The sequence below is a fragment of the Luteimonas sp. MC1750 genome (genome assembly GCF_016615955.1).
GTDB lineage: Bacteria > Pseudomonadota > Gammaproteobacteria > Xanthomonadales > Xanthomonadaceae > Luteimonas.
The window spans coordinates 470164-490824 of the sequence record NZ_CP067113.1; the positions used below are offsets into that span (position 1 = coordinate 470164).

General features: G+C 71.2%; 16 protein-coding genes and 1 tRNA gene. 16 read left to right on the plus strand and 1 reads right to left on the minus strand.

Annotation, left to right across the window (positions count from 1 at the left end; translation table 11 throughout):
- Positions 1 to 45 precede the first annotated feature (45 nt).
- The 4 genes from JGR68_RS02235 (at position 46) to maiA (ending at position 2992) form a co-directional block, all read left to right on the plus strand.
- Positions 46 to 120 (plus strand) — tRNA-Gln (locus JGR68_RS02235).
- A 108-nt stretch (positions 121 to 228) separates the two neighbouring features.
- Complete coding sequence (locus tag JGR68_RS02240; protein WP_199360204.1) at positions 229 to 1029, plus strand: 2OG-Fe dioxygenase family protein; 801 nt, start codon at positions 229 to 231, stop codon at positions 1027 to 1029.
- 208 nt (positions 1030 to 1237) lie between these two features.
- Entirely contained in the window at positions 1238 to 2227 is a 990-nt protein-coding gene (locus JGR68_RS02245; protein WP_199360205.1) for a fumarylacetoacetate hydrolase family protein, read from the plus strand.
- A gap of 54 nt (positions 2228 to 2281) precedes the next feature.
- Positions 2282 to 2992 carry a maleylacetoacetate isomerase gene (maiA, locus tag JGR68_RS02250; RefSeq protein WP_199360206.1) on the plus strand — a complete coding sequence of 237 codons (711 nt, stop codon included), beginning with the start codon at positions 2282 to 2284 and terminating at the stop codon, positions 2990 to 2992.
- Between the two features lie 185 nt (positions 2993 to 3177).
- Here the strand turns inward: maiA and JGR68_RS02255 are convergent, their stop codons facing one another.
- Positions 3178 to 4290 carry a PilT/PilU family type 4a pilus ATPase gene (locus tag JGR68_RS02255; RefSeq protein ID WP_199360207.1) on the minus strand — a complete coding sequence of 371 codons (1113 nt, stop codon included), beginning with the start codon at positions 4288 to 4290 and terminating at the stop codon, positions 3178 to 3180.
- A 97-nt stretch (positions 4291 to 4387) separates the two neighbouring features.
- Between JGR68_RS02255 and JGR68_RS02260 the strand changes: the two genes are divergently transcribed.
- From JGR68_RS02260 to JGR68_RS02315, 12 genes are all read left to right on the plus strand, one after another.
- On the plus strand, positions 4388 to 4774 hold the full coding sequence (locus JGR68_RS02260) for a DUF4398 domain-containing protein (RefSeq protein ID WP_199360208.1): 387 nt from the start codon (positions 4388 to 4390) through the stop codon (positions 4772 to 4774).
- The gene (locus JGR68_RS02265; protein ID WP_199360209.1) at positions 4771 to 5361 is read left to right on the plus strand and encodes a hypothetical protein; all 591 of its coding nucleotides are present in this window, start codon (positions 4771 to 4773) and stop codon (positions 5359 to 5361) included. Before JGR68_RS02260 ends, JGR68_RS02265 begins: the two co-directional genes overlap by 4 nt.
- A gap of 339 nt (positions 5362 to 5700) precedes the next feature.
- Positions 5701 to 5919, plus strand: coding sequence for a YdcH family protein (locus tag JGR68_RS02270; RefSeq protein ID WP_132998966.1), 219 nt, complete (start codon positions 5701 to 5703; stop codon positions 5917 to 5919).
- Positions 5920 to 6077: 158 nt separating this feature from the next.
- On the plus strand, positions 6078 to 7454 hold the full coding sequence (locus JGR68_RS02275) for a pyridoxal-phosphate dependent enzyme (RefSeq protein WP_199360210.1): 1377 nt from the start codon (positions 6078 to 6080) through the stop codon (positions 7452 to 7454).
- Positions 7455 to 7537: 83 nt separating this feature from the next.
- The gene (locus JGR68_RS02280; RefSeq protein WP_199360211.1) at positions 7538 to 8734 is read left to right on the plus strand and encodes a cystathionine gamma-synthase; all 1197 of its coding nucleotides are present in this window, start codon (positions 7538 to 7540) and stop codon (positions 8732 to 8734) included.
- On the plus strand, positions 8731 to 9705 hold the full coding sequence (locus tag JGR68_RS02285; protein ID WP_199360212.1) for a hypothetical protein: 975 nt from the start codon (positions 8731 to 8733) through the stop codon (positions 9703 to 9705). Before JGR68_RS02280 ends, JGR68_RS02285 begins: the two co-directional genes overlap by 4 nt.
- Entirely contained in the window at positions 9702 to 11987 is a 2286-nt protein-coding gene (locus JGR68_RS02290) for a glycosyltransferase family 2 protein (protein ID WP_199360213.1), read from the plus strand. Before JGR68_RS02285 ends, JGR68_RS02290 begins: the two co-directional genes overlap by 4 nt.
- On the plus strand, positions 11984 to 14293 hold the full coding sequence (locus tag JGR68_RS02295; RefSeq protein ID WP_199360214.1) for a glycosyltransferase family 2 protein: 2310 nt from the start codon (positions 11984 to 11986) through the stop codon (positions 14291 to 14293). The genes JGR68_RS02290 and JGR68_RS02295 overlap by 4 nt, the downstream gene beginning before the upstream one ends.
- 43 nt (positions 14294 to 14336) lie before the next feature.
- Positions 14337 to 14879, plus strand: a complete 543-nt coding sequence (locus JGR68_RS02300) for a hypothetical protein (protein WP_199360215.1) — start codon at positions 14337 to 14339, stop codon at positions 14877 to 14879.
- 27 nt (positions 14880 to 14906) lie between these two features.
- On the plus strand, positions 14907 to 15755 hold the full coding sequence (locus JGR68_RS02305) for an ABC transporter permease (protein WP_199360216.1): 849 nt from the start codon (positions 14907 to 14909) through the stop codon (positions 15753 to 15755).
- Positions 15745 to 17121, plus strand: a complete 1377-nt coding sequence (locus JGR68_RS02310; RefSeq protein WP_199360217.1) for an ABC transporter ATP-binding protein — start codon at positions 15745 to 15747, stop codon at positions 17119 to 17121. Before JGR68_RS02305 ends, JGR68_RS02310 begins: the two co-directional genes overlap by 11 nt.
- Positions 17118 to 20624: a glycosyltransferase gene (locus JGR68_RS02315; protein WP_199360218.1), complete on the plus strand. Its 3507-nt coding sequence runs from the start codon at positions 17118 to 17120 to the stop codon at positions 20622 to 20624. The genes JGR68_RS02310 and JGR68_RS02315 overlap by 4 nt, the downstream gene beginning before the upstream one ends.
- Positions 20625 to 20661 lie beyond the last annotated feature (37 nt).

A 20661-nucleotide genomic window follows, 5' to 3' on the forward strand; every position in this document is an offset into this window, starting at 1 on the left:
CATTCAGGATTCCGTACGCGGAATCCTGCGCTACAATTGCTACATAGCCCCGTCGCCAAGCGGTAAGGCACCTGACTCTGACTCAGGCATTCGGAGGTTCGAATCCTTCCGGGGCTGCCACATCGCGACAAGTCCGAAGCCCGCCTCGCGCGGGCTTCGTCCTTTCCGGGCCCGGCGCCAGGCGGCGGCGGCCACGCCCGCGCCTTCCCCGGCCGCCAGGGCGTCGCCATGGCCATCATCTTCCCGCCGCCGTACACCCCCGAGGGCCGCGAACAGCTCGCGCTCCGCGACGAGGGCTATGCGGTCCTGTCGCCCGCGGCGGTCGCGGCGACGACCGGCATCCCCGTGGCGGGCATCGCCGGCCTGGGCACGGGCTGGGACGATCTTCCGCCCGACGGATACCTGCGCGACGGCGGCCGCTACCGGCGCCGCCGCCATTCCTGCTTCGTGGTCGACGGTGCCGACGTCCGGATGGCGCCGCACCGTGCCCATTGGCAATCGCTGGATTACAACGCGCTGCACGGCGGCATGGCGCGCATGTACCAGCCGCTCTCTGCCGCGCTGGCGTCGCAGCCGGCCTGGTCGCGCCTGCTGGCCGCGCTTGGCGGCCTGTGCAGCGGCGTGCGCGACGCCGGCCCCTGGCACGTCGAGGCGCACCAGTTCCGCATCGACACCAGCGACGGCATCGGCCGCCCCACGCCGGAGGGCGCGCACCGCGACGGCGTGGACTTCGTCGGGGTCTTCATGGTGGGCCGCGAGGGCATCAAGGGCGGCGAAACCCGTGTCTTCGACGCCGCCGGCCCGGACGGCCACCGCTTCACGCTCGAAGAGCCCTGGTCGCTGCTGCTGATGGACGACACCCGCGTCATCCACGAGTCCACGCCCATCCAGCCGCTGGATCCCGACGGACATGGGCATCGCGACACCCTGGTGCTGACGTTCCGCGCGGGGGCGTTCCAGGGGGAAGATCGAGAAGTGTTTCTTGCCACGGATGACGCGGATTGCGCGGATTTACGCGGATCTGTCTGAGGCAAGATTGCTTTCTGATGGTGGCTGCTGTGCGCGGCCGGTTGTAACCGGCTGGCGGTGAAGTGCGCCGGCCCGGATGCCTCCGCTCCCGGCTTGATCCGCGTAAATCCGCGCGATCCGCGTCATCCGTGGCCAACCGCGCTTTCGCAGCCGCGCGCCCCGACGCACCCCGCTACAATCGCCGGACTGTGAATGGCGTGGAGTGGCGATGAAGCTGGGTTCCCTGAAGGAAGGCGGGCGCGACGGTACGCTGGTGGTGGTGTCGCGGGATCTTGCGCGCGCGGTGCGCGCGACCGGGGTCGCGGCGACGATGCAGCAGGCGCTCGAGGACTGGTCGAACGTCGCGCCGCGGCTGGTTGCGCTGGCCGATGCCCTCGAGGCCGGCAGCGCCGATGGCGTGTTCGACCTGGAGCCGGCGCAGCTGGCGGCGCCGTTGCCACGTGCCTACGAATTCGTCGACGGTTCGGCCTACCTGCCGCACGTCGAGCGGGTGCGCCGCGCCCGTGGCGCCGAGGTGCCGGAGAGCTTCTACACCGATCCGCTGATGTACCAGGCCACGAGCGCCGGCTTCCTCGGACCGCGCGACCCGGTGCGCGTGACCAGCGAGGACCATGGCATCGACCTCGAGGCCGAGATCGTCGTCATCACCGACGACGTGCCGATGGCGGTCACGCCGGACGAGGCCGCCGGCCACATCCAGCTCATCGGCCTGGTCAACGATGTCTCCCTGCGCAACCTGATCCCGGGCGAGCTGGCCAAGGGCTTCGGCTTCCTGCAGTCCAAGCCGCGATCGGCCCTGTCGCCGGTGTTCGTGACCCCCGACGAGCTCGGCGAGGCCTGGCGCGGCAGCAAGCTGCACCGCCCGCTGGTGACCCATGTCAACGGCGAATGGTTCGGCGCGCCCGAGGCCGGCGTCGACATGCAGTTCGACTTCTCGCAGCTGGTGGCCCACGCCGCGCGGACGCGTCCGCTTTCGGCCGGAACCATCGTTGGTTCGGGGACGATCGCCAACCAGGACACCTCGCTGGGCGCCTCGTGCTTCGCCGAGAAGCGCACCGTCGAGGCCCTCGAGCACGGCATGCCGAGGACGCCCTTCATGTCCTTCGGCGACCGCGTGCGCATCGAGATGCTCGACGATCGCGGCCAGTCGATCTTCGGTGCCATCGAACAGCTGATCGAGCACCAGCCCGCGCCCTGAGCGCGCGGCGGGACTGGCCCCGCAGGAATGCCGGGGCCGCCAGGGGAGGACGTGATGGCCGGAACGGACGGCGAGGCGGGCGAGGGCGGCGGCAACGGCAACGGCAACGGCGCGCTGTGCCTGCACTCGTACTGGCGCTCGAGCGCGGCCTACCGCGTGCGCATCGGACTCAACCTCAAGGGGCTGAAGTACGACATCGCGCCCGTGCACCTGGTGCGCGGAGGCGGGGAACAGCACGCCGCCGACTTCGCCGCGATCAACCCGCAGGAACTGGTGCCGGTGCTCCAGCACGGCCACCGCAACCTGCGCCAGTCGCTGGCGATCCTCGAGTACCTGGACGAGATGTGGCCCGAGCCGCCGCTGCTGCCCGCGACCGCGCGTGACCGCGCACGCGTGCGCGCGCTGGCCCAGGTCGTGGCCTGCGACATCCACCCGCTCAACAACCTGCGCGTGCTGCAGTACCTGGAGCAGGACTGGGGCGTGCCCCAGCCCGAGCGCGAGGTCTGGGTGAAGCACTGGATCCAGTCGGGCTTCCGTGCCTTCGAGGCGCTGCTGGTCGACAACCCGTCCACGGGCGAGTTCTGCGACGGCCACCAGCCGACCATCGCCGACTGCTGCCTGGTGCCGCAGGTCTACAACGCCCGCCGCTTCGGCGTCGACATGTCGGCCTATCCGGCGATCACGCGGATCGAAGAACGCTGCCTCGCGCTGCCCGCCTTCGACGCCGCCCGGCCCGAACGCCAGCCCGACGCACCCGCCAGCTGAGGCACCTGGCCCCTGTAGGAGCGGCTACAGCCGCGATCACCGCGCGGCCCCATCCCTGTAGGAGCGGCTACAGCCGCGATCACCCCAGCCCGCGCAGCAAACTGGCTCCGCTGCCGCAGTCTCACTCGCAGTTGCAGTTGCAGTTGCAACCGCAATCGCAACCCATCGAAAACCGTCCGCCTCCCTCAGGCGTGCCCGGTATCAAACACGTCCGCGTAGGGGTCGTGCTCGCCCTCCCCGCCCTCGGACAGGCGGAACTTGAGGTCCAGCCCTTCGCGCGAGTCGGCGGCGCGCAGCGCGGTCTCGCGCTCGATCCGGCCTTCCTTGTACAGCCGGTACAGGCACTGGTCGAAGGTCTCGATGCCTTCCTCCAGGGACTCCTCCATCGCCTGCTTGATCTCGTGCACCTGGCCGCGGCGCAGCAGGTCGCGGATCATCGGCGTGTTGATCAGCACCTCGGTCGCCGGCATGCGGCGGCCGTCGGTGCCCACCACCAGGCGCTGGCTGACCACCGCGCGCAGGTTCAGCGCGAGGTTCATCAGCACGTTCTTGTGCGCGGCCTCGGGGAAGAAATTGAGGATGCGCTCGATGGTCTGGTCGGCGTTGTTGGAGTGCAGCGTCGCCAGGCACAGGTGCCCGGTCTCGGCGAAGGCGATCGCGGCCTCCATCGTGGTCGCGTCCAGGATCTCGCCGATCAGGATGACGTCCGGCGCCTCGCGCATCGCGTTCTTCAGCGCGTTGTGGAACGCATGGGTATCCAGGCCGACCTCGCGCTGGTTCACGATCGATTTCTTGTGCCGGTGCAGGTACTCGATCGGATCCTCGATGGTGAGGATGTGCCCGGACGTGGTGGTGTTGCGGTAGTCGATCATCGACGCCAGCGTGGTCGACTTGCCCGAGCCGGTGGAGCCGACGATCAGCACCAGGCCGCGCGGGGCCATGATGATGTCCTTCAGCACCTGCGGCAGCTGCAGCTCCTCGATCGAGGGGATGCTGCTGCGGATGGCGCGGATGACCATGCCGACTTCGCCGCGCTGCTTGAACACGTTGACGCGGAAGCGGCCGGACTCGGCCAGCGACAGTGCCATGTTCAGCTCCAGGTCGCGTTCGAACTGCGGCACCTGGCCTTCGTCCATCAGCGAATAGGCGATTTTCTTGACCATGCCGGGCGGCAGGCCGGTGTTGCCGAGCGGATAGAGCTTGCCTTCGACCTTGATGTACACCGGCGCGCCGGTGGTCAGGAACATGTCGGAAGCGTTCTTCTCCGTCATCAGCTTCAGGAAGTAGCCGATGTCCATTCGCGGGATTCCCCAGTAGCGCAGCCCCGGCGATTGCGGTCCGGACGGATGCTGTTGACAATGGCCGGGCGTTTCCCCTCTCCGCGGCGGCCCCCTTATGCGCACAAGCTTCGCACAATTCAATCCGCGCCTGCATGGCGCAGGTCTCGTTCTTGCGCTGGCATTGGCCGGTTGTGCCAGCCTGCCGCCGCCGACCGCCGAACTCTCGGCGGCCCAGCAGGCCGTGGCCCGGGCCGACGCCGCCGACGCGCAGCAGTACGCCGTCGACGACCTGGAGCGCGCGCGCACCGCGCTCAGCCGCGCCCAGGCGGCGATGGCCGCCGGCAAGGAGCGCGATGCCCGCGCCCTGGCCGCGCTGTCCGAGGCTTCCGCCGACCTGGCCAGCGCGCGCAGCGCGCAGGCCCAGACCGAGGCCACCCTCCTGCAGCGCCGCAACGAAGTAGCCGAGCTGCGCCAGCGGCTGGGCACGGAGGGCGCGCGATGAACCGTCTTGTCCTCGCGATGGCCCTCGCCGCCCTGCTGGTTCCGGGCGCCGCGCTGGCCCAGTCGGGCGCCGGCGACGACGCCGACGCCGCGCCGCTGCAGGCCCGCCTGCGCGCCCTCGATGCCGACCCCGAGCGCGGCTCGCTCGCCGCCTACGAGCGCCTGCGCGCACGCCAGGCGCTCGACGTGCTGGCGGGTACCCGCGGCACCCAGGCCAGGGCCGACGCGCGCCAGGTCGCGGAGTGGCGCCTCGCGACCGCCGAGATCGCCGCCGCCACGGAGCTCGCGCGCCGCCAGATCGACCGGCTGGACCGGGAGCGCAGCGAGCTGCTGGTCGAGGCCAGCCGCCAGGACGCGGCCCGGGCGCGCGCCGAGGCTGAACGCCTGCGCATCCAGGCCCAGATCCAGGCCGAGGAGGCCGAGCGTCTGCGGCTGGAGGCCGAGATGGAATCCGGCGCCCGCCAGCGCGCCGAGGGCGCCCTGGACGATGTCGCCAGGACCCAGGCCGACCGCCTGCGCGCGGCCCGTGCGCGCGAGGCCGAGCTCAAGCGCCAGGAAGCCGAGCTGCTGAAGTCGCTGGAAGACTAGCCTCCGGGCCTTCGCGGGCGGCTCGCGGCCACCTCGCGCCAGCGTTCAGGCCGTGGCCGGCTGGACCCTTGCCCGCCCCGGTAGGGAGGAGTAGGGTCGATCCCAGAGGCCGGTGTCCGCCGTTGGCGGATCCGCCTCTTCGAAGGGAGGAATCGTGACGGAATGCAGCGACTCCATCGGGACGGTCGCCGCGGGCAAGCCCCCGCGGACGCTCCCGAGGGAGGGTGTCTGGAGCCCGTCGCGAACCGTCCCCCACGATGCGCCCCGTGCCGCAAGGCCCGGGGCGTTTTTGCATGCCCGCGCGGCACGAGGCGCGGGCCAAGGCTGAAGGAGGTCTCCATGTTCGAAGGGCAACCCCAGGCGGAACTCGACGCGCTGTTCAAGGCCAACCCGGAGTTCAGGCAGCTCTACCACCACCACAAGGAACTCGACAAGAAGGTGCTCGACGCCGAGCTCGGCGTGCTGCCGATCGACGACACCACGCTGGCGCGGATGAAGCGCGAGAAGCTCGCCGCGAAGGACCGCCTGTCGGTGATGTACCAGGCACTCGCCCACTGACCGCAGCTCCCCCACCCCCACGTGACAGCCCGGGCTGTCGCGGGCGGCGGCGTCCTCCTCGTCGGGCGCCGCCGCCCGCGCCGCCACTCCCGGGCCCGGCCCGGGATGCGGCGGGCGATGCGATAATCGGCGTCTCTTTCGCCGACAGGCACCGCCGCATGCCCATCCACGATTCCGTCCTCGGACTCATCGCCAACACGCCCATCGTCCGGGCGCGCAGCCTCGACGCCGGTGTCTGCGAGCTGTACTTCAAGCTCGAGAGCCAGAATCCGGGCGGGTCGATCAAGGACCGCATCGGGATGAGCATGATCGAGGCGGCCGAGAAGCGCGGCGACATCAGGCCCGGCGACACCCTGGTCGAAGGCACCGCCGGCAACACCGGCATCGGCCTGGCGCTGGTCGCCCAGCAGAAGGGCTACACGCTCATCCTGGTGGTGCCGGACAAGATGAGCCGGGAAAAGATCTTCAACCTGAAGGCGATGGGCGCCGAGGTCGTGCTGACCCGGTCGGACGTCGCCAAGGGCCACCCCGACTACTACCAGGACCTCGCCGAGCGGATCGTCCGCGAGACCCCGGGCGCCTACTTCATCAACCAGTTCGGCAACCCGGACAACCCGGCCGCGCACGAGACCGGCACCGGCCCGGAGATCCTGCGCCAGATGGCCGAGGTCGGCGGCGTCGACGCGGTGGTCTTCGGCTGCGGCAGCTCGGGCACGATGAGCGGGCTCTCGCGCTGCTTCGCCGAGCACGCGCCTCACGTCGAAATGGTGCTGGCCGACCCGGTGGGTTCGATCCTGGCCGAGTACATCAACGAAGGCACCCTGTCCGAGAAGTCGGGGAGCTGGATGGTCGAGGGCATCGGCGAGGACTTCCTGCCATCGATCTCGGACTTTTCCCGCGTGAAGAAGGCCTACGCGATCAGCGACAGGGAGAGCTTCCTGGCCGGGCGCGAGCTGCTGGCGAAGGAGGGCATCCTGGGTGGCTCGTCCACCGGCACCCTGCTGGCGGCGGCGCTGAAATACTGCCGCGAGCAGACCGAGCCGAAGAAGGTCCTGGTGTTCGTCTGCGACACCGGCAACAAGTACCTGTCGAAGATGTACAACGACTACTGGATGCTCGACAACGGTTTCCTCGAGCGCCAGCAGCACGGCGACCTGCGCGACCTGATCCTGCGTCCGTACTCGCAGCGCGACACCGTGGTGGTCGGTCCAAACGACCTGCTGGTCACGGCCTACCAGCGGATGAAGCTGTACGAGATCTCGCAGCTGCCGGTGATGGACGGCGAGCGCCTGGCCGGCATCCTCGACGAGTCGGACGTGCTGATGCATGTCTACGGCAACGAGGATCGCTTCCGTGACCCGGTGTCCACCGCGATGGTCAGCAAGCTCGAGGTCCTGGACGTGAAGTCGCCGGTGGAAGCCCTGCTGCCGGTGTTCGACGGCGGCAAGGTCGCGATCGTGATGGACGGCGAGCGCTTCCTGGGCCTGATCACCCGGATCGACCTCCTGAACTGGCTGCGTCGACGGGTCAGCTGAGGGTCAGCCGCGGCCCCCTGCAGGGCCGGCAGGCTGCGGTGCCGGTGCTACAATTCGCGGTCTTTTCAAGCGGATATACCGGCATGCGCAAGGATCGTGATCAGGCTGGCGGCGACGGCGCAGGTTGGGGCCACGGGACCCGGGCGATCCACGCCGGGCAGTCGCCGGATCCCTCGACCGGCGCGGTGATGGTGCCGATCTACGCCACCTCGACCTACGCCCAGTCCAGCCCTGGCGTCCACCAGGGCTTCGAATATTCGCGCACCCACAATCCGACCCGCTTCGCCTATGAGCGCTGCGTCGCCGGACTCGAGGGCGGCAGCCGTGGCTTCGCCTCCGCGTCGGGGCTGGCGGCGTCCTCCACGGTGCTCGAGCTGCTCGACAGCGGCGACCACGTGGTCGCGATGGACGACCTATACGGCGGCAGCTACCGGCTGTTCGAGCGCGTGCGCCGCCGCAGCGCCGGGCTGGACTTCAGCTTCGTCGACCTCACCGACCCTGCGGCCTTCGAGGCCGCGATCACGCCGAAGACGCGCATGGTCTGGGTGGAGACGCCCACCAACCCGATGCTCAAGATCGTCGACCTCGCCGCGATCGTCGCGATCGCGCGCAGGCACGAGCTGCTGGTGGTGGTCGACAACACCTTCGCCTCGCCGATCCTGCAGCGTCCGCTCGAACACGGCGCCGACCTCGTACTGCATTCGGCCACCAAGTACCTCAATGGCCACTCCGACATGGTCGGCGGCATGGTGGTGGTCGGCGACAACGACGCGCTCGCCGAACAGCTCGCCTTCCTGCAGAACTCGGTGGGCGCGGTGCAGGGACCGTTCGACAGCTTCCTGGCGCTGCGCGGCCTGAAGACCCTGCACCTGCGGATGCGCGCGCACTGCGACAACGCGGCCGAACTGGCCGGTCGCCTGCTCGAGCATGCCGGCGTCGTGGACGTGATCTACCCGGGTCTGGAGTCGCATCCGCAGCATGCGCTGGCCAGGCGCCAGATGGACGGCGGCGGCGGCATCGTCTCGGTGCGGGTCGCCGGCGGATACGCGGGCGCACAGCGCTTCTGCGAGCGCCTGCAGCTGTTCACCCTGGCCGAGTCGCTGGGCGGCGTCGAAAGCCTGGTCAACCACCCGGCGGTGATGACCCATGCCTCCGTGCCCGTGGAACGCCGCGCGGTGCTGGGCATCAGCGAGGACCTGGTGCGGTTGAGCGTGGGCGTGGAGGACGTGGAGGACCTGTGGGCGGATCTGGACCGGGCGCTGGCGTCCACCACCCCATGATCCCAGGCGCCGACGCGCGCTCCGAGGCCGCCCCGGCGACCTCGGCCGTGCTGGCCTTTGCGCTCGCCGGCGTGGTGCCCGACGGTGAGGAGGGTCCGCGCCTGCGCCATCGCGTGGCCGGGCAGGGCTATGGTCCTGATGCCGCCGCAGCGACGGATGTCCGGATGGCCGGTGGCGGCGTGCGGCTGCAGTTCGCGCGGCCCGAGGGCTTGATCGATTTCATCCAGCTCGAGCCGGCTGCAGTGCCGGGGCGTTACCGGCTGCTGCGCCTGGCCATTGGCGACGCGCCGATGGTTGACCTTGGCCGCCGACTGATGCTGGCGGTGGAGCGCCTGGACAGTCCGGTCGACGGCGGGGCGTTGTCGTTTTCCAGCGACCTGGATCGGCCGGCGGTCGAATTCGACCTGCGCGACCTGGACTGGCCGGATGGCGCGCTGCTCGAGCTAGTGCTGCGGCGGGATGGCGATGCCGGCCCGTCCGCCGGACTGGGCGAGCTGTGCGAGCACCTCGCCGCGGAGCTGGTGCCCGCACGGGCAGCATCCGCGCGGATGGGGCGGGAGCTCGCCGACGCCGCCGACCGCTTGGCCGCCCTGGTCAACCTGACCGCCGGCCTTGGCGAACGGCAGGCCGCGCATGCCGAGGGGCTGGCCGGACACGTGGCGGGCCAGTCGCGCCTCGACGCCGGCCTGCAGGCGCTGGTCGAGGGGCAGGGACGGCTGGACCAGGCGCAGCAGGCGCTGGCCGGCGCGGTCCAGGCCCTGGACGCGCGGCTCTTGGCGCAGGACGAGGCGCTCGCAGGGCTGGCCGCGCTGGCGCGCGCCGCCGGCAGTCGCGAAGCGGCAGATGCCGCCCACGCCACGACCCTGAAGGCGGTCACCGCGCTGCAGGCAGAGGTCGCGCAGGTGCGGCACGCGGTGGAGAACGTGTTCTGGCGGCGCTGGATGCATCGGCTCCGCGGAGGTGCCCGGTGAACGGGACAGCATCGGCGCGCGCGCCGCGGCGGCTGGAGCTCTCTCCGCTGCACCATCTCCAGGCACTGGGCGCCGGCCGCTGGCGCGCCGTTGGGCACGATCCGTACTTCCAGGCGGCGCTTCCGCCGGAGTGCCTGTCGGGGGGGCTGCTGCGCATCACCGCGCACATCGAGGGCGACGCGCTCGAACGTCCCTGCCTGTATCTCGACCACGGTGGCGGCTGGAGCGAAGCCGGGCGCGTCGAGCTGCATCCCGACGGCCCCGGCGCCTGGACCGCGGTCGTGCATGCCCCGGCGCTGGCTGGGCCGGTTCGCTTCGATCCCAGCGAAACGCCCGGTGCCTTCACCCTCCACGCCCTGCGCGCGGAGCCCGTCGATCCCGCCGCCCTCCTGATCGAGCTGCTCGACCAGGAGGCCCGTGGCTGCCCGGCGTCGGCCGCGGCGGTGATGGCACGCGCAAGAACGCTCGCGGATGGCCCGGGCGGGGCGTCGGCGGCCTGCGCGTGGCTCCTCGACGGGGGCGCCCGCGCGCTGGGCGTGAGCGGCGATCCCTACCAGGCCTGGATCGGCGAGCACGACACCCTCGCGCCCGCCGCGCTCGACGCCCTGCGGCCGATCGCCAGCCGGTTGCCGGTGCGGCCCCTGCTGTCACTGCTGCTGCCGCTTCCGGACGCGCATGGTGCCGAGGCCGCGGCCTGCATCGACGCGGTGCTGGCCCAGGCCTGTCCCGACTGGGAGCTGCTCCTGGTCGGCGGTGCCGGCGCACGGCCACTGGCGGCTGCGGCCCTGGCCCGCAGCCGGCGCGTGCGCTGGATCGAGGGCCGCGCGGACGACGCCGGCGCCTGGAACCAGGCACTTTCGGCAGCGTCGGGAAGCCACCTGATGGTGCTCGAAGGCCTGCCGCGGCTGGCGCCGCACGCGCTGCTCGCCTACTCCGATGCGCTGGGTCGCCGGCCCGATACGGCCCTGGCCTACGCCGACGGCGACCGCCTAGACGCCGACGGCCGGCGCTTCGCACCGGTGTTCCGCCCTGCCTGGAACTTCGATCTCTTCCTGGCTCGCGACTACATCGGCGTTGGCGCGGTATTCGCGCTGGAGCGCGTGCGTGCGGTGGGAGGGTTTCGTGCCGACCACGCCCCCGCGTTGGCGGCCGATCTCGCGCTGCGCTGCCTGGATGCCACCGCCCCGGTGCTGCACCTGCCGCTGGTGCTGGCGCACTGGCCCGACGCCGTGCCGGCCGTGGATGCAGCGGCTGCCGGAGCCGCCCGCCGCGGGGCCCTGGCCGACCTGCTGGGCGAACGCGTCGCGGCCGTGGAGCCGGCGTGGCGCGACGGCGCCCGCCTGCGCTGGCCGCTCCCGGCACAGCCTCCACGCGCCAGCATCGTCATTCCCACGCGCGACCGCGTCGACCTGCTGCGCCAGTGCGTGGACAGCATCATCGCGCTCAGCAGCTATCCCGACTTCGAAGTGCTGGTGGTCGACAACGGCTCGACCGGGCCGGACACGCTGGAGTATCTCGCCACCATCGCGTCGCGCCCGGACGTGCGGGTGCTGCGCGACGAGCGGCCGTTCAACTACTCCGCGCTCAACAACCGCGCGGTGGCCGAGGCCACCGGCAGCGTGGTGGTCCTGGTCAACAACGACATCGAGGTGCTGACGCCCGACTGGCTGGACGAGCTCGTTTCGCAGGCGCTGCGCCCCGGCGTGGGCGCGGTGGGCGCGATGCTCTACTATCCCGACGACACGATCCAGCACGCGGGCGTGGTGTTGGGCCTCGGGGGCGTGGCCGGTCATGTGTACTCGCGCGCGCCGCGAGGCGCCGCCGGTGAAGCCGGCCGTGCCGCCCTGGTGCAGGAGATGTCGGCGGTCACCGCCGCCTGCCTGGCGATCCGCAAGTCGGTCTGGGACGAAGTCGGCGGCCTCGACGAGCAACTTCAGGTCGCCTTCAACGACGTCGACTTCTGCCTGCGCCTGCGCGCGGCTGGCTACCGCAACGTCTGGACGCCGCACGCGGAGCTCTACCACCACGAATCGGCCAGCCGTGGCAGCGAGGACACCGAGGACAAGCTGCGCCGCTTCCATTCCGAAGTGGCCTTCATGGTGGAGCGCTGGGGCGCCGTGCTCGACGACGACCCGGCCTACAGCCCCAATCTTTCGCTGCAGCATGGCGCCGCCAACACGCTGGCCTCGCCGCCGCGCAGCGGTCTGCACGCGTGGCTGCGCCACTTGGGCGCGCGCGCGGCCGACCCCCGACACGACACAGGACGCTGGACTCCACGATGAAGGATCACGACACCGCGCCGCCGGCCCACGGCGGCATCGGCGTGCCGCTGCGCCCGCACAACCACCTGCGCCACCTCGGCGACGACGCCTGGGAGGCGGTCGGCAACGACCCGTTCTTCCGCTGCGAACTGCCGGCGGGCGGGCTCGAGGCCGGGTGGTACGAGGTCGAGCTCGCGCTCGAACGCCTCGAAGGCCCCGAGCTGTGGAGCTTTTTCTACCCCGACTACGGCGACCCGGAACTCGAGCGCCACAAGGTCTTCGTGCCGCTGCGCAGCACCGGCGACGGGGGCATGCGCGCCGTCGTGCTGTTCTCCAATCCGGTGCGCAGCCTGCGCTTCGATCCCGCGCTCGCGGTGTGCCGGTTCCGGATGTCCGGGCTGCGCCTGCGCCGGCTCGGCCGCGCGGAGGCGGCGCGCACGATGCTGGGCTCCCTGTTCGCGGACACGCAGGGGGCGGGCGCGCGGCTGCGCCTGGCCGCGGCGCTCGGCGGCAGCCTGCTGTCGGGTGGGCCGGCGGCCTTCGCGGGCCGCCTCAATGCGCGCTACGCCGCGCCACCCACCGGCGACGTCGAGGTGGGCTACGACACCTGGCTCCAGCTGTACGACGCGCAGTCACCCGAGGCCCTGGACGCCCTGGCCCGGCAGGCCGCGGCGCTGCCGGTGCAGCCGCTGTTCTCGATCATCGTGCCGGTCTACAACACCGAGGAGCGCTGGCTGCGCAAGTGCGTGGACAGCGTGCGCCGCCAGGCCTACGGGCGCTGGGAGCTGTGCCTGGCCAACGACGCCTCGCCCAGTCCGCACGTGCGCCGGCTGCTCGACCGCATGGCCGCCGAGGATCCCCGCATCCGGGTCGTGCACCGCGAGGAGAACGGCCACATCTCGGCGGCCTCGAACAGCGCGATCGGCATCGCCGGGGGTGACTGGCTGGTCCTGCTCGACCACGACGACGAGTTGCATCCGGCCGCGTTGGCCGAGCTGGCGGGCGCCATCAACCGCTTCCCCGAGTGGAAGGTGGTGTTCACCGACGAGGACAAGATCGACGAGCAAGGCCGCCGCTTCGATCCCTACATGAAGTCGGACTGGAACTACGACCTGTTCCTGTCGCACAACTGCATCAGCCACCTGGGTGCGTACGAGGCGGCACTGGTGCGCGAGGTCGGCGGCTTCCGGATGGGCATCGAAGGCAGCCAGGACTGGGACCTTGCGCTGCGCTGCATCGAGCGCCTGGCTCCCGGCCAGGTCGGCCACATCCCGAAGGTGCTGTACCACTGGCGGGCGATCGCGGGGTCAACCGCGCTCGCGCCGCAGGAGAAGGACTACGCCCACCACGCCGGGCTGCGCGCCATCGCCGGGCACCTGGAGCGTACCGGCTCGTCCGGGCGGGTGGAGGACATTCCCGGCCAGCGCGGCAACTACCGGGTGCGCTATGCCGTGCCCGACCCGGCGCCGCTAGTGAGCATCATCATCCCCACGCGCGACCGGGTTGAGCTGCTACGCGCCTGCGTCGACTCGATCCTCGGGACGACCACCTATCCCGCCTACGAGATCGTCATCGTCGACAACCAGTCACGGGAAGCGCAGACGCGCGACTACCTGGCGTCGCTGGCAGGCGAGACCCGGGTGCGGGTGCTGCCGCACGACGCGCCGTTCAACTACTCCGAGATCAACAACCTCGCGGCCGCGGCGGCCAAGGGCACGCTGCTGTGCCTGATGAACAACGACATCACCGTCATCACGCCCAGCTGGCTGGAGGAGATGGTCGGACACGCCTGCCGGCCGGGAGTGGGGGCGGTGGGCGCGATGCTCTACTACCCCAACGACACCATCCAGCACGCCGGCGTCATCATCGGCGCGCACGGCGTGGCCGCGCACGCCTACTCGGGCTACGGCCGCGGCTACCCGGGCCATATGAGCCGGGCGCGCCTAGCCCAGGAGCTGTGCGCCGTGACCGCGGCCTGTCTGGTGGTCACGCGCGAGGCCTACGAACGCGTCGACGGCCTGGACCCGCAGCTCAATGTCGCGTTCAACGACGTGGATTTCTGCCTGCGCCTGCGCCAGGCCGGCTACCGCAACGTGTGGACCCCCTTCGCCGAGCTCTACCACCACGAATCCGCCACCCGCGGCTACGAGGACTCGCCCGAGAAGGCCGAGCGTTTCAACGGCGAAGTGGTCTACATGCGCGATCGCTGGGGCGCGGCACTGCAGTACGATCCCTTCTACAGCCCGAACCTCAGCGTGACCGACACGCTTTACCTGCTGGCGTTCCCGCCGCGCGACTGGCCGGGCGCATTCGTCGCCGACGTGTGACCCGAGCTTCCTGATGCATCCCAACCCACCCCTGGATACCTGCATGGACAAGAAGATTCTGCTGGCAACGGCGCTGCTCGCCGCCGCCCTCCTGGCCGCGTGCGGCGGCGACGAGCCCGTCGGCGCCCCGCCTGCGGTCCCGCCAGCCGCCGATGACACCCGCGCCGCGGCCCCCGGCCCGGCGGCCGTGTGGGCCGAAGCGTTCACCCCGGCGGCGGATGCACTCGCCGCTGGCCACTGCGCCTTGGACGCCATCAACGGCGGCAGCCCGCAGGCGGTGGCCCTGCCGGCCACGGGCAGCGCGCTGTTCGGCGGGTGGGTGGCCGATGCCGCGCTGCAGGTCCCGGCCGATGCCCTGTTCGTCCTGCGGGGCGCCACGGCCAGCTTCGCCGCCCCGCTGTCCGCCGGCAGCACCCAGCGCCCCGACGTGGCCCAGGCGCTCGGCAGCGAGGCGCTGGCAGGTGCCGGCTTCGACCTGTTGCTCGCGCTCGATGGCCTGCCCGCAGGCAGCTACGAACTCTCGGCGGTGGTCGACCGCGCCACCCAGGCCACCTGCAGCTTCAACGCGACGCTGGTCATCCAGTGACCGGTGCACCGAGCGCCGTTCGACCACATGCGTGACGCGCCCTTCCTGGCCAGGCCCCCTGCGCGTTGGAGGCTCCGCGCGCGGGCGCCGTTCTCGGCGCTACTCCAGTACCGGGACCTGACCCGGGAGCTGGTGGCGCGCGACATCCTGGGACGCTATCGCGGCGCCAGCTTCGGCCTGCTGTGGTCGCTGCTCGGACCGCTGATGATGCTGCTGATCTACACCGTGGCCTTCGGCGAAATCCTCGGGGCGCGCTGGAGCCAGACGGCCGATGCCGAGGTGCCGTTCGGGATCGTGCTGTTCCTCGGGATCATGGTGCACGGCTTCTTCGCCGAGTGCCTCGCGCGCTCGCCGCGGCTGATGGTTGACAACGGCAACTACGTCAAGCGAGTCGTGTTCCCGCTGCACATCCTGCCGTGGACGGTGATGCTGTCCGCCGGCTTCCATCTGCTCGCCAACCTTGTGGTGTTCGCGGTGCTGTGCGCGTTGATGGTGGGCACCCTCTCACCGTGGATCGCGCTCGCGCCCGTGGTGCTGCTGCCGCTGGCGCTGCTGGCGGTGGCCACGGGCTGGCTGGTGTCGTCGCTTGGCGTCTACATCCGCGACATCAACCAGGCCGTGCCCGTGGTGGTGACGGCCCTGCTGTTCCTGTCGTCGGCGATCGTCCCCGTGGACGCGCTGCCCGAGCGCTACCAGGCCATCTTCGCGCTCAATCCGCTGACCTTCTTCATCGACCAGGTGCGCGAGGTCGCGCTGTGGGGTCGTCCGCCGGACTGGACCGGCCTGGCCTGGCGTGGCTTGGCCAGCCTGGTGGTGCTTTACGCGACCTACGCCTGGTTCCGGATCAGCAGCCGGGGGTTTGCCGATGTCCTCTGAGGTCGTGGTCCGCCTGCGCGGCATCGGCAAGTCGTTCCCGATGTTCGACAAGCCCTACCAGCAGCTGCTGCACGTGCTTGCGCCGGGCGCGCGCAGGGTCGAGCATTTTCACGCACTGCGCGGCGTGGACCTGGACATCCGGCGCGGCGAGGCGATCGGCGTCATCGGCCGCAACGGCTCGGGCAAGTCCACGCTGCTGCAGATCATCGCCGGCATCCTGCAGCCGAGCACGGGCGAGCTGACGGTGTCGGCGCGAATTGCCGCCCTGCTGGAGCTGGGCGCGGGCTTCAATCCCGAGTTCACCGGTCGCGAGAACGTGCGCATGAACGCCAGCCTGCTCGGCCTCAGCCAGCGGCAGGTGGACGAGCGCATGGATCGGATCCTCGCCTTCGCCGAGATCGGCGGCCACGTCGACCAGCAGGTGAAGACCTACTCCAGCGGCATGTTCATGCGCCTTGCGTTCGCGGTCGCGGTGCATACCGATCCCGACGTGCTGATCGTCGACGAGGCGCTTTCGGTCGGCGACATCTACTTCCAGCGCAAGTGCTTCAAGCGCATCGAAGAGATGCGCCAGCAGGGCTGCACGCTCCTATTCGTGACCCACGCCATCGAATCGGTGCTGCAGCTCTGCGACCGCGGCGTGGTGCTCGATCGCGGCCGGCTGATCTACGATGGCGACGCGCAGTCGGCCGTGAAGCAGTACCTGCGGGTGGTCTTCGGCGACAACCCGGCCGTAAGCGGGGACGCGCCGGACGAGGCGGGCCCCGGAACGGAGGCGGATGCCGCAACACCGCCCGGCGACGAGGCCGCGCTGGAGGAACGCGACCTGCAGCGCTTCCTGGAGGGCGGGGCGCGCGACCAGTTCCACACCCGCCCGGGCTATAACCGCGACGAGACCCGCCTGGGCGATGGCCGCGCGCTGACCGCCGACTGCCTGGTCGTGGGCGGGCACGGCCATGGGCCGCTGGTGCATGGTCGCGAACCCTTCCGCTTGCTCGTGCGCTACCACTTCCGCGAGGCACTGGACAGGCTAATCTTCGGGGTGCGCGTGTGCACGGTGACCGGCTCGGTCCTGTACAGCGCCAACACCCTCGTGTCGACGGGCGAACTCTACGCCTGCGACGCCGGTACCACCGCGATCGGCGAGTTCGACCTGCGCTGCGCGCTCCTGCGCGGACAGTACTTCGTGACCGTGGGCGTGTCGCGCCTCGACGAAGACGGCGTGGAGATCCACGCCATCGACCGGCGCACCGATGCCATCATCCTGACCGTGGCCGGTGAAGTGCGACACGCCGAGGGCGTGGCCGACATGGAGGCGGTGTTCACGCTGGGCGCCGCGACCGGCGGGCTGCGGAGCATGGGATGAGCGGCTGGCCCGCCGGACGCCTGCTGGTGTCGTCGGTGAACGGTGGCGGCGTGTTCGCGATTGTCGACGGCGCCGTGGAGCGCTGGTCGCACGTCGACACCACCGGCATCGCGCTCCTGCCCGGCGGCGCGCTGCTGGCGCGGCAGGCCGAGGGCCGCGCGGAGCTGCGCTGGCTGCGTGGGCGCGACGCGGTGCGCGTGCAGCTGGTGGAGCGTTCGCTGGACCTGCACGACGTGCTCTGGCACGACGGCCGGGTCTACGTCGTCGCGACCCAGCTCAACGCGGTATTCGAGTTCGACCACGCCTTCACTGAGCTGCGCCACTGGGCGCAGCCGGGCGAGGAAGACGCACAGCACGTCAATTCCTGCTGTGTCCACCAAGGCCGGCTGCTGGCATCGCGCTTCGGCACCTTCCACGCCCATCGGGGCTACAAGGGCGCCACCCGCGGTGCCGGCGAGGTCTACGACGTCGAGACCGGCGAGGTGATGCTGCGCGGCCTGTCACAGCCGCATTCGCTGCTCTCCGATGGCGACCGCGTGTGGCTGTGCGATTCGGAGGCGCGCACGCTGCGCTGCTATCGCGGCTTCGAAGCCGCAGGTGCCTGGCCGCTGGACGGATATGTCCGCGGCCTGGCGATCGCCGACGGCGTGCTGTACGTCGGGTTGAGCCGCAGCCGCAACGCCGAGCCAGGCGCGATTGCGCAGGCATGCGTGGTCGCATTCGACCTGGCGGACATGTCCGAGCTCGGCCGGATCGAGCTGCCCGCCAACGAGGTCTACGACCTCCGCGTGCCCGACGCCGCGGCCATGGACGATCTGCGCGCGGCGGCCTTCGCCGACGCCGTGGCCGAATACGAGACCCAGGTCGACGCGCGGAACCGCGCCGTCGAGGCCGTGCGCCGCGAGGCCGACGCCACCGGGCTTGCCACGGCGCTGCACGAGGCCAACCTGCGCATCGCCGCGCTGGAGGCGACCGAAGCTGCCCAGGCGAAGGCGCTGGCCGAAGCCACGCGTGCCCGGGCGCGTCTGTCAGTGGAGGCGCTGGAGGAGGGCTCGTGGCGGGCGATTCTTGAGGCCGACGCACTCGCCCTGCGCACGCTCGCCGCGGACCAGGCCGCGCTGCTGGCGCGCCAGGCCGAGGCAGGCGGCACCCTCCGCGACGCGTTCGCCCAGGCCCGCGATGCCTACGACGCCCTGGCGCAGCACCACGCCGGCGCCGTGGCTGCGCATTCCGGACGCGAGGCCAGGTTGCGCGACCTGCTCGCGGCGCAGCAGGCCTTCATCGAACAGATCGTGACCAGCCGCAGCTGGCGCTGGATGCGCAGCATGCGCAGCGCCGCGCCCGAGCCACCGGCGATGCCGCAGGGCGTGCTGGATCCGCCTGCCGCGCAGCCGACCGCGCTGCCGCGGTTTCCCGCGGACGACGTGATCGGGGATGCGCCCGCAGCGCAGCCGTCGTCGCTTCCGTCTCCGCCCGCGCGCGCCGACCTGCCGATCGCGGACCTGGCGTTCGATGTGGTGGCCGAGCCCACGGTATCGATCGTCGTGGCCGCGCACGGCCAGTTCGCCGCCACCCGGGCCTGCCTGGAGTCAATCCGCGACGCCGGCGCCGGCGTGCCCTTCGAGGTGATCCTGGTGGAGGACGCCTCGGGCGAACCGGACATGGACCGCTTCGCCCGCGTGCCCGGCCTGCGCTACCACCGCCACCCGGCCAACCTCGGCTTCCTGCGCTCGATGAACGCCGCGCTGCCGCTGGTGCGCGCTGCGTTCGTACACTTCCTCAACAACGACACGCTGGTCACCCCGGGCTGGCTGGACGGCCTGCTCCTGGCCTTCCAGCTGCATGGTGCCTGCGGCCTGGCCGGGTCGCGGCTGGTCTATCCCGACGGACGGCTGCAGGAGGCTGGCGGGATCGTCTGGTCCGACGGCGACGGCTGCAACGTCGGCCGCGGCGGCGATCCCGCCGATCCGGCCCACGCGGCGGTGCGCGAAGTGGACTACGTGTCGGGCGCCTCGATCCTGCTCAGGACGCAGACCCTTCGCGACGTGGGCGGCTTCGACGAGCGCTATGCGCCGGCGTACTACGAGGACACCGATCTCGCTTTCCGCCTGCGCGAGCACGGGATCCGCACTTTTTACCAACCCTGGTCGACCGTGGTTCACCAGGAAGGGCTGTCACACGGCACCGATGCGGGCGAGGGCGGCAAGGCCTGGCAGGCGGAAAACCGCGTGCGCTTCTTCGAACGCTGGGCTGCGATCCTGGAACGCGACCAGCTTCCCCGGGGCCAGCATCCGTTCCTGGCGCGAAGCCGCGCGCAGCGGAAGAAGCTCGTGCTGGTGGCGGACCGCCACCTGCCGCGGACCGACCAGGACGCTGGCTCGCGCGCGATGTGGCAGCTGATGCGCCTGCTGCAGGAACGGGGCTTCGAGCTGAAGTTCTGGAGCCACGCCCCGGACCCGGATCCGCGCGCGCGCGACCTGCTGCTGATGCACGGCATCGAGATCGTCGGCGAGGGCCTCGTCGGGTTCGACGATTGGCTGAACGCGCACGGCGCCTGCCTGGACTACGCGCTGCTGAGCCGCCCGCACGTGGCCGACGCGCTGGTCGACGCGGTGCGCCGGCGATCCAGCGCCCGCGTCGTGTACTACGGACACGACGTGCACCACCTGCGCCTGGCGGCGCAGCACGCGCTGGAACCTTCCCCGGCACTCGGGCGACAGGTGGTCGACATCCGGCGCCTGGAGGAGGGTGTGTGGGCGCGCGTGGACGCGGTGCTGTACCCGGCCGAAGCCGAGACCCGGCACGTGCAGGCCTGGCGTGACGGCCATGGGGCGGCGGTCCGGGCGCTGACCGTGCCGCTGTTCGCATATGGCGGCGTGCCTGAGCGGCTGGGCGAGGCCGAGCGGCTTGGTGCGCGCGATAGCGTGCTGTTCGTGGGCGGCTTCGCCCACGCGCCCAACGCCGACGCCGTGGCCTGGTTCCTGGCCGAGGCCTGGCCGCACGTGCGCGCGGCCTGCCCGGGGCTGCGGATGGTGGTGGCGGGAGCGGACCCCGGGCCGGAGATCCTGGCCTTCGCGGGCCCGGACGTCGAGGTGACCGGCGCGCTCACGGAAGAAGACCTCATGGCCGCGTACGCGCGCGCGCGGGTGGCGGTCGCGCCCCTGCGCTTCGGCGCCGGCGTCAAGGGCAAGGTCCTGGAGTCGCTGCGCCATGGGGTGCCCTGCGTGACCACCACCGTCGGCGCACAGGGCCTGGAGGACGCGGAGGCGCTGCGCGTGGCCGACCAGGCCGAGGCCTTCGCGCACCAGGTCGCAATGCTCGCGGGCGACGACGCGGCCTGGCGCAACGCGTCGGAGGCCGGCCTGGCCTTCATCCGCACGCGTTTTTCCGAGTCCGCGCTGTGGTCGGCACTGTCGACGGTCATGGACGCCACGCCGTATCCCGACGTCGATGCGCGCCTGGCGGCCATCGCCGCAGCGCAGGCCGCCGCGGCCAGGCGCTGACGCACACTGCACCAAAGGGCAGTGCAGCGCCGGTGCT

Excerpts from the sequence above, each read along its gene's own strand:
- JGR68_RS02240 (WP_199360204.1), top strand. The coding sequence starts at position 229 with ATGGCCATCATCTTCCCGCCGCCGTACACCCCCGAGGGCCGCGAACAG.
- JGR68_RS02245 (WP_199360205.1), top strand. The coding sequence starts at position 1,238 with ATGAAGCTGGGTTCCCTGAAGGAAGGCGGGCGCGACGGTACGCTGGTG.
- maiA (WP_199360206.1), top strand. The coding sequence starts at position 2,282 with ATGGCCGGAACGGACGGCGAGGCGGGCGAGGGCGGCGGCAACGGCAAC.
- JGR68_RS02255 (WP_199360207.1), bottom strand. The coding sequence starts at position 4,290 with ATGGACATCGGCTACTTCCTGAAGCTGATGACGGAGAAGAACGCTTCC.
- JGR68_RS02260 (WP_199360208.1), top strand. The coding sequence starts at position 4,388 with ATGCGCACAAGCTTCGCACAATTCAATCCGCGCCTGCATGGCGCAGGT.
- JGR68_RS02265 (WP_199360209.1), top strand. The coding sequence starts at position 4,771 with ATGAACCGTCTTGTCCTCGCGATGGCCCTCGCCGCCCTGCTGGTTCCG.
- JGR68_RS02270 (WP_132998966.1), top strand. The coding sequence starts at position 5,701 with ATGTTCGAAGGGCAACCCCAGGCGGAACTCGACGCGCTGTTCAAGGCC.
- JGR68_RS02275 (WP_199360210.1), top strand. The coding sequence starts at position 6,078 with ATGCCCATCCACGATTCCGTCCTCGGACTCATCGCCAACACGCCCATC.
- JGR68_RS02280 (WP_199360211.1), top strand. The coding sequence starts at position 7,538 with ATGCGCAAGGATCGTGATCAGGCTGGCGGCGACGGCGCAGGTTGGGGC.
- JGR68_RS02285 (WP_199360212.1), top strand. The coding sequence starts at position 8,731 with ATGATCCCAGGCGCCGACGCGCGCTCCGAGGCCGCCCCGGCGACCTCG.
- JGR68_RS02295 (WP_199360214.1), top strand. The coding sequence starts at position 11,984 with ATGAAGGATCACGACACCGCGCCGCCGGCCCACGGCGGCATCGGCGTG.
- JGR68_RS02300 (WP_199360215.1), top strand. The coding sequence starts at position 14,337 with ATGGACAAGAAGATTCTGCTGGCAACGGCGCTGCTCGCCGCCGCCCTC.
- JGR68_RS02305 (WP_199360216.1), top strand. The coding sequence starts at position 14,907 with ATGCGTGACGCGCCCTTCCTGGCCAGGCCCCCTGCGCGTTGGAGGCTC.
- JGR68_RS02310 (WP_199360217.1), top strand. The coding sequence starts at position 15,745 with ATGTCCTCTGAGGTCGTGGTCCGCCTGCGCGGCATCGGCAAGTCGTTC.
- JGR68_RS02315 (WP_199360218.1), top strand. The coding sequence starts at position 17,118 with ATGAGCGGCTGGCCCGCCGGACGCCTGCTGGTGTCGTCGGTGAACGGT.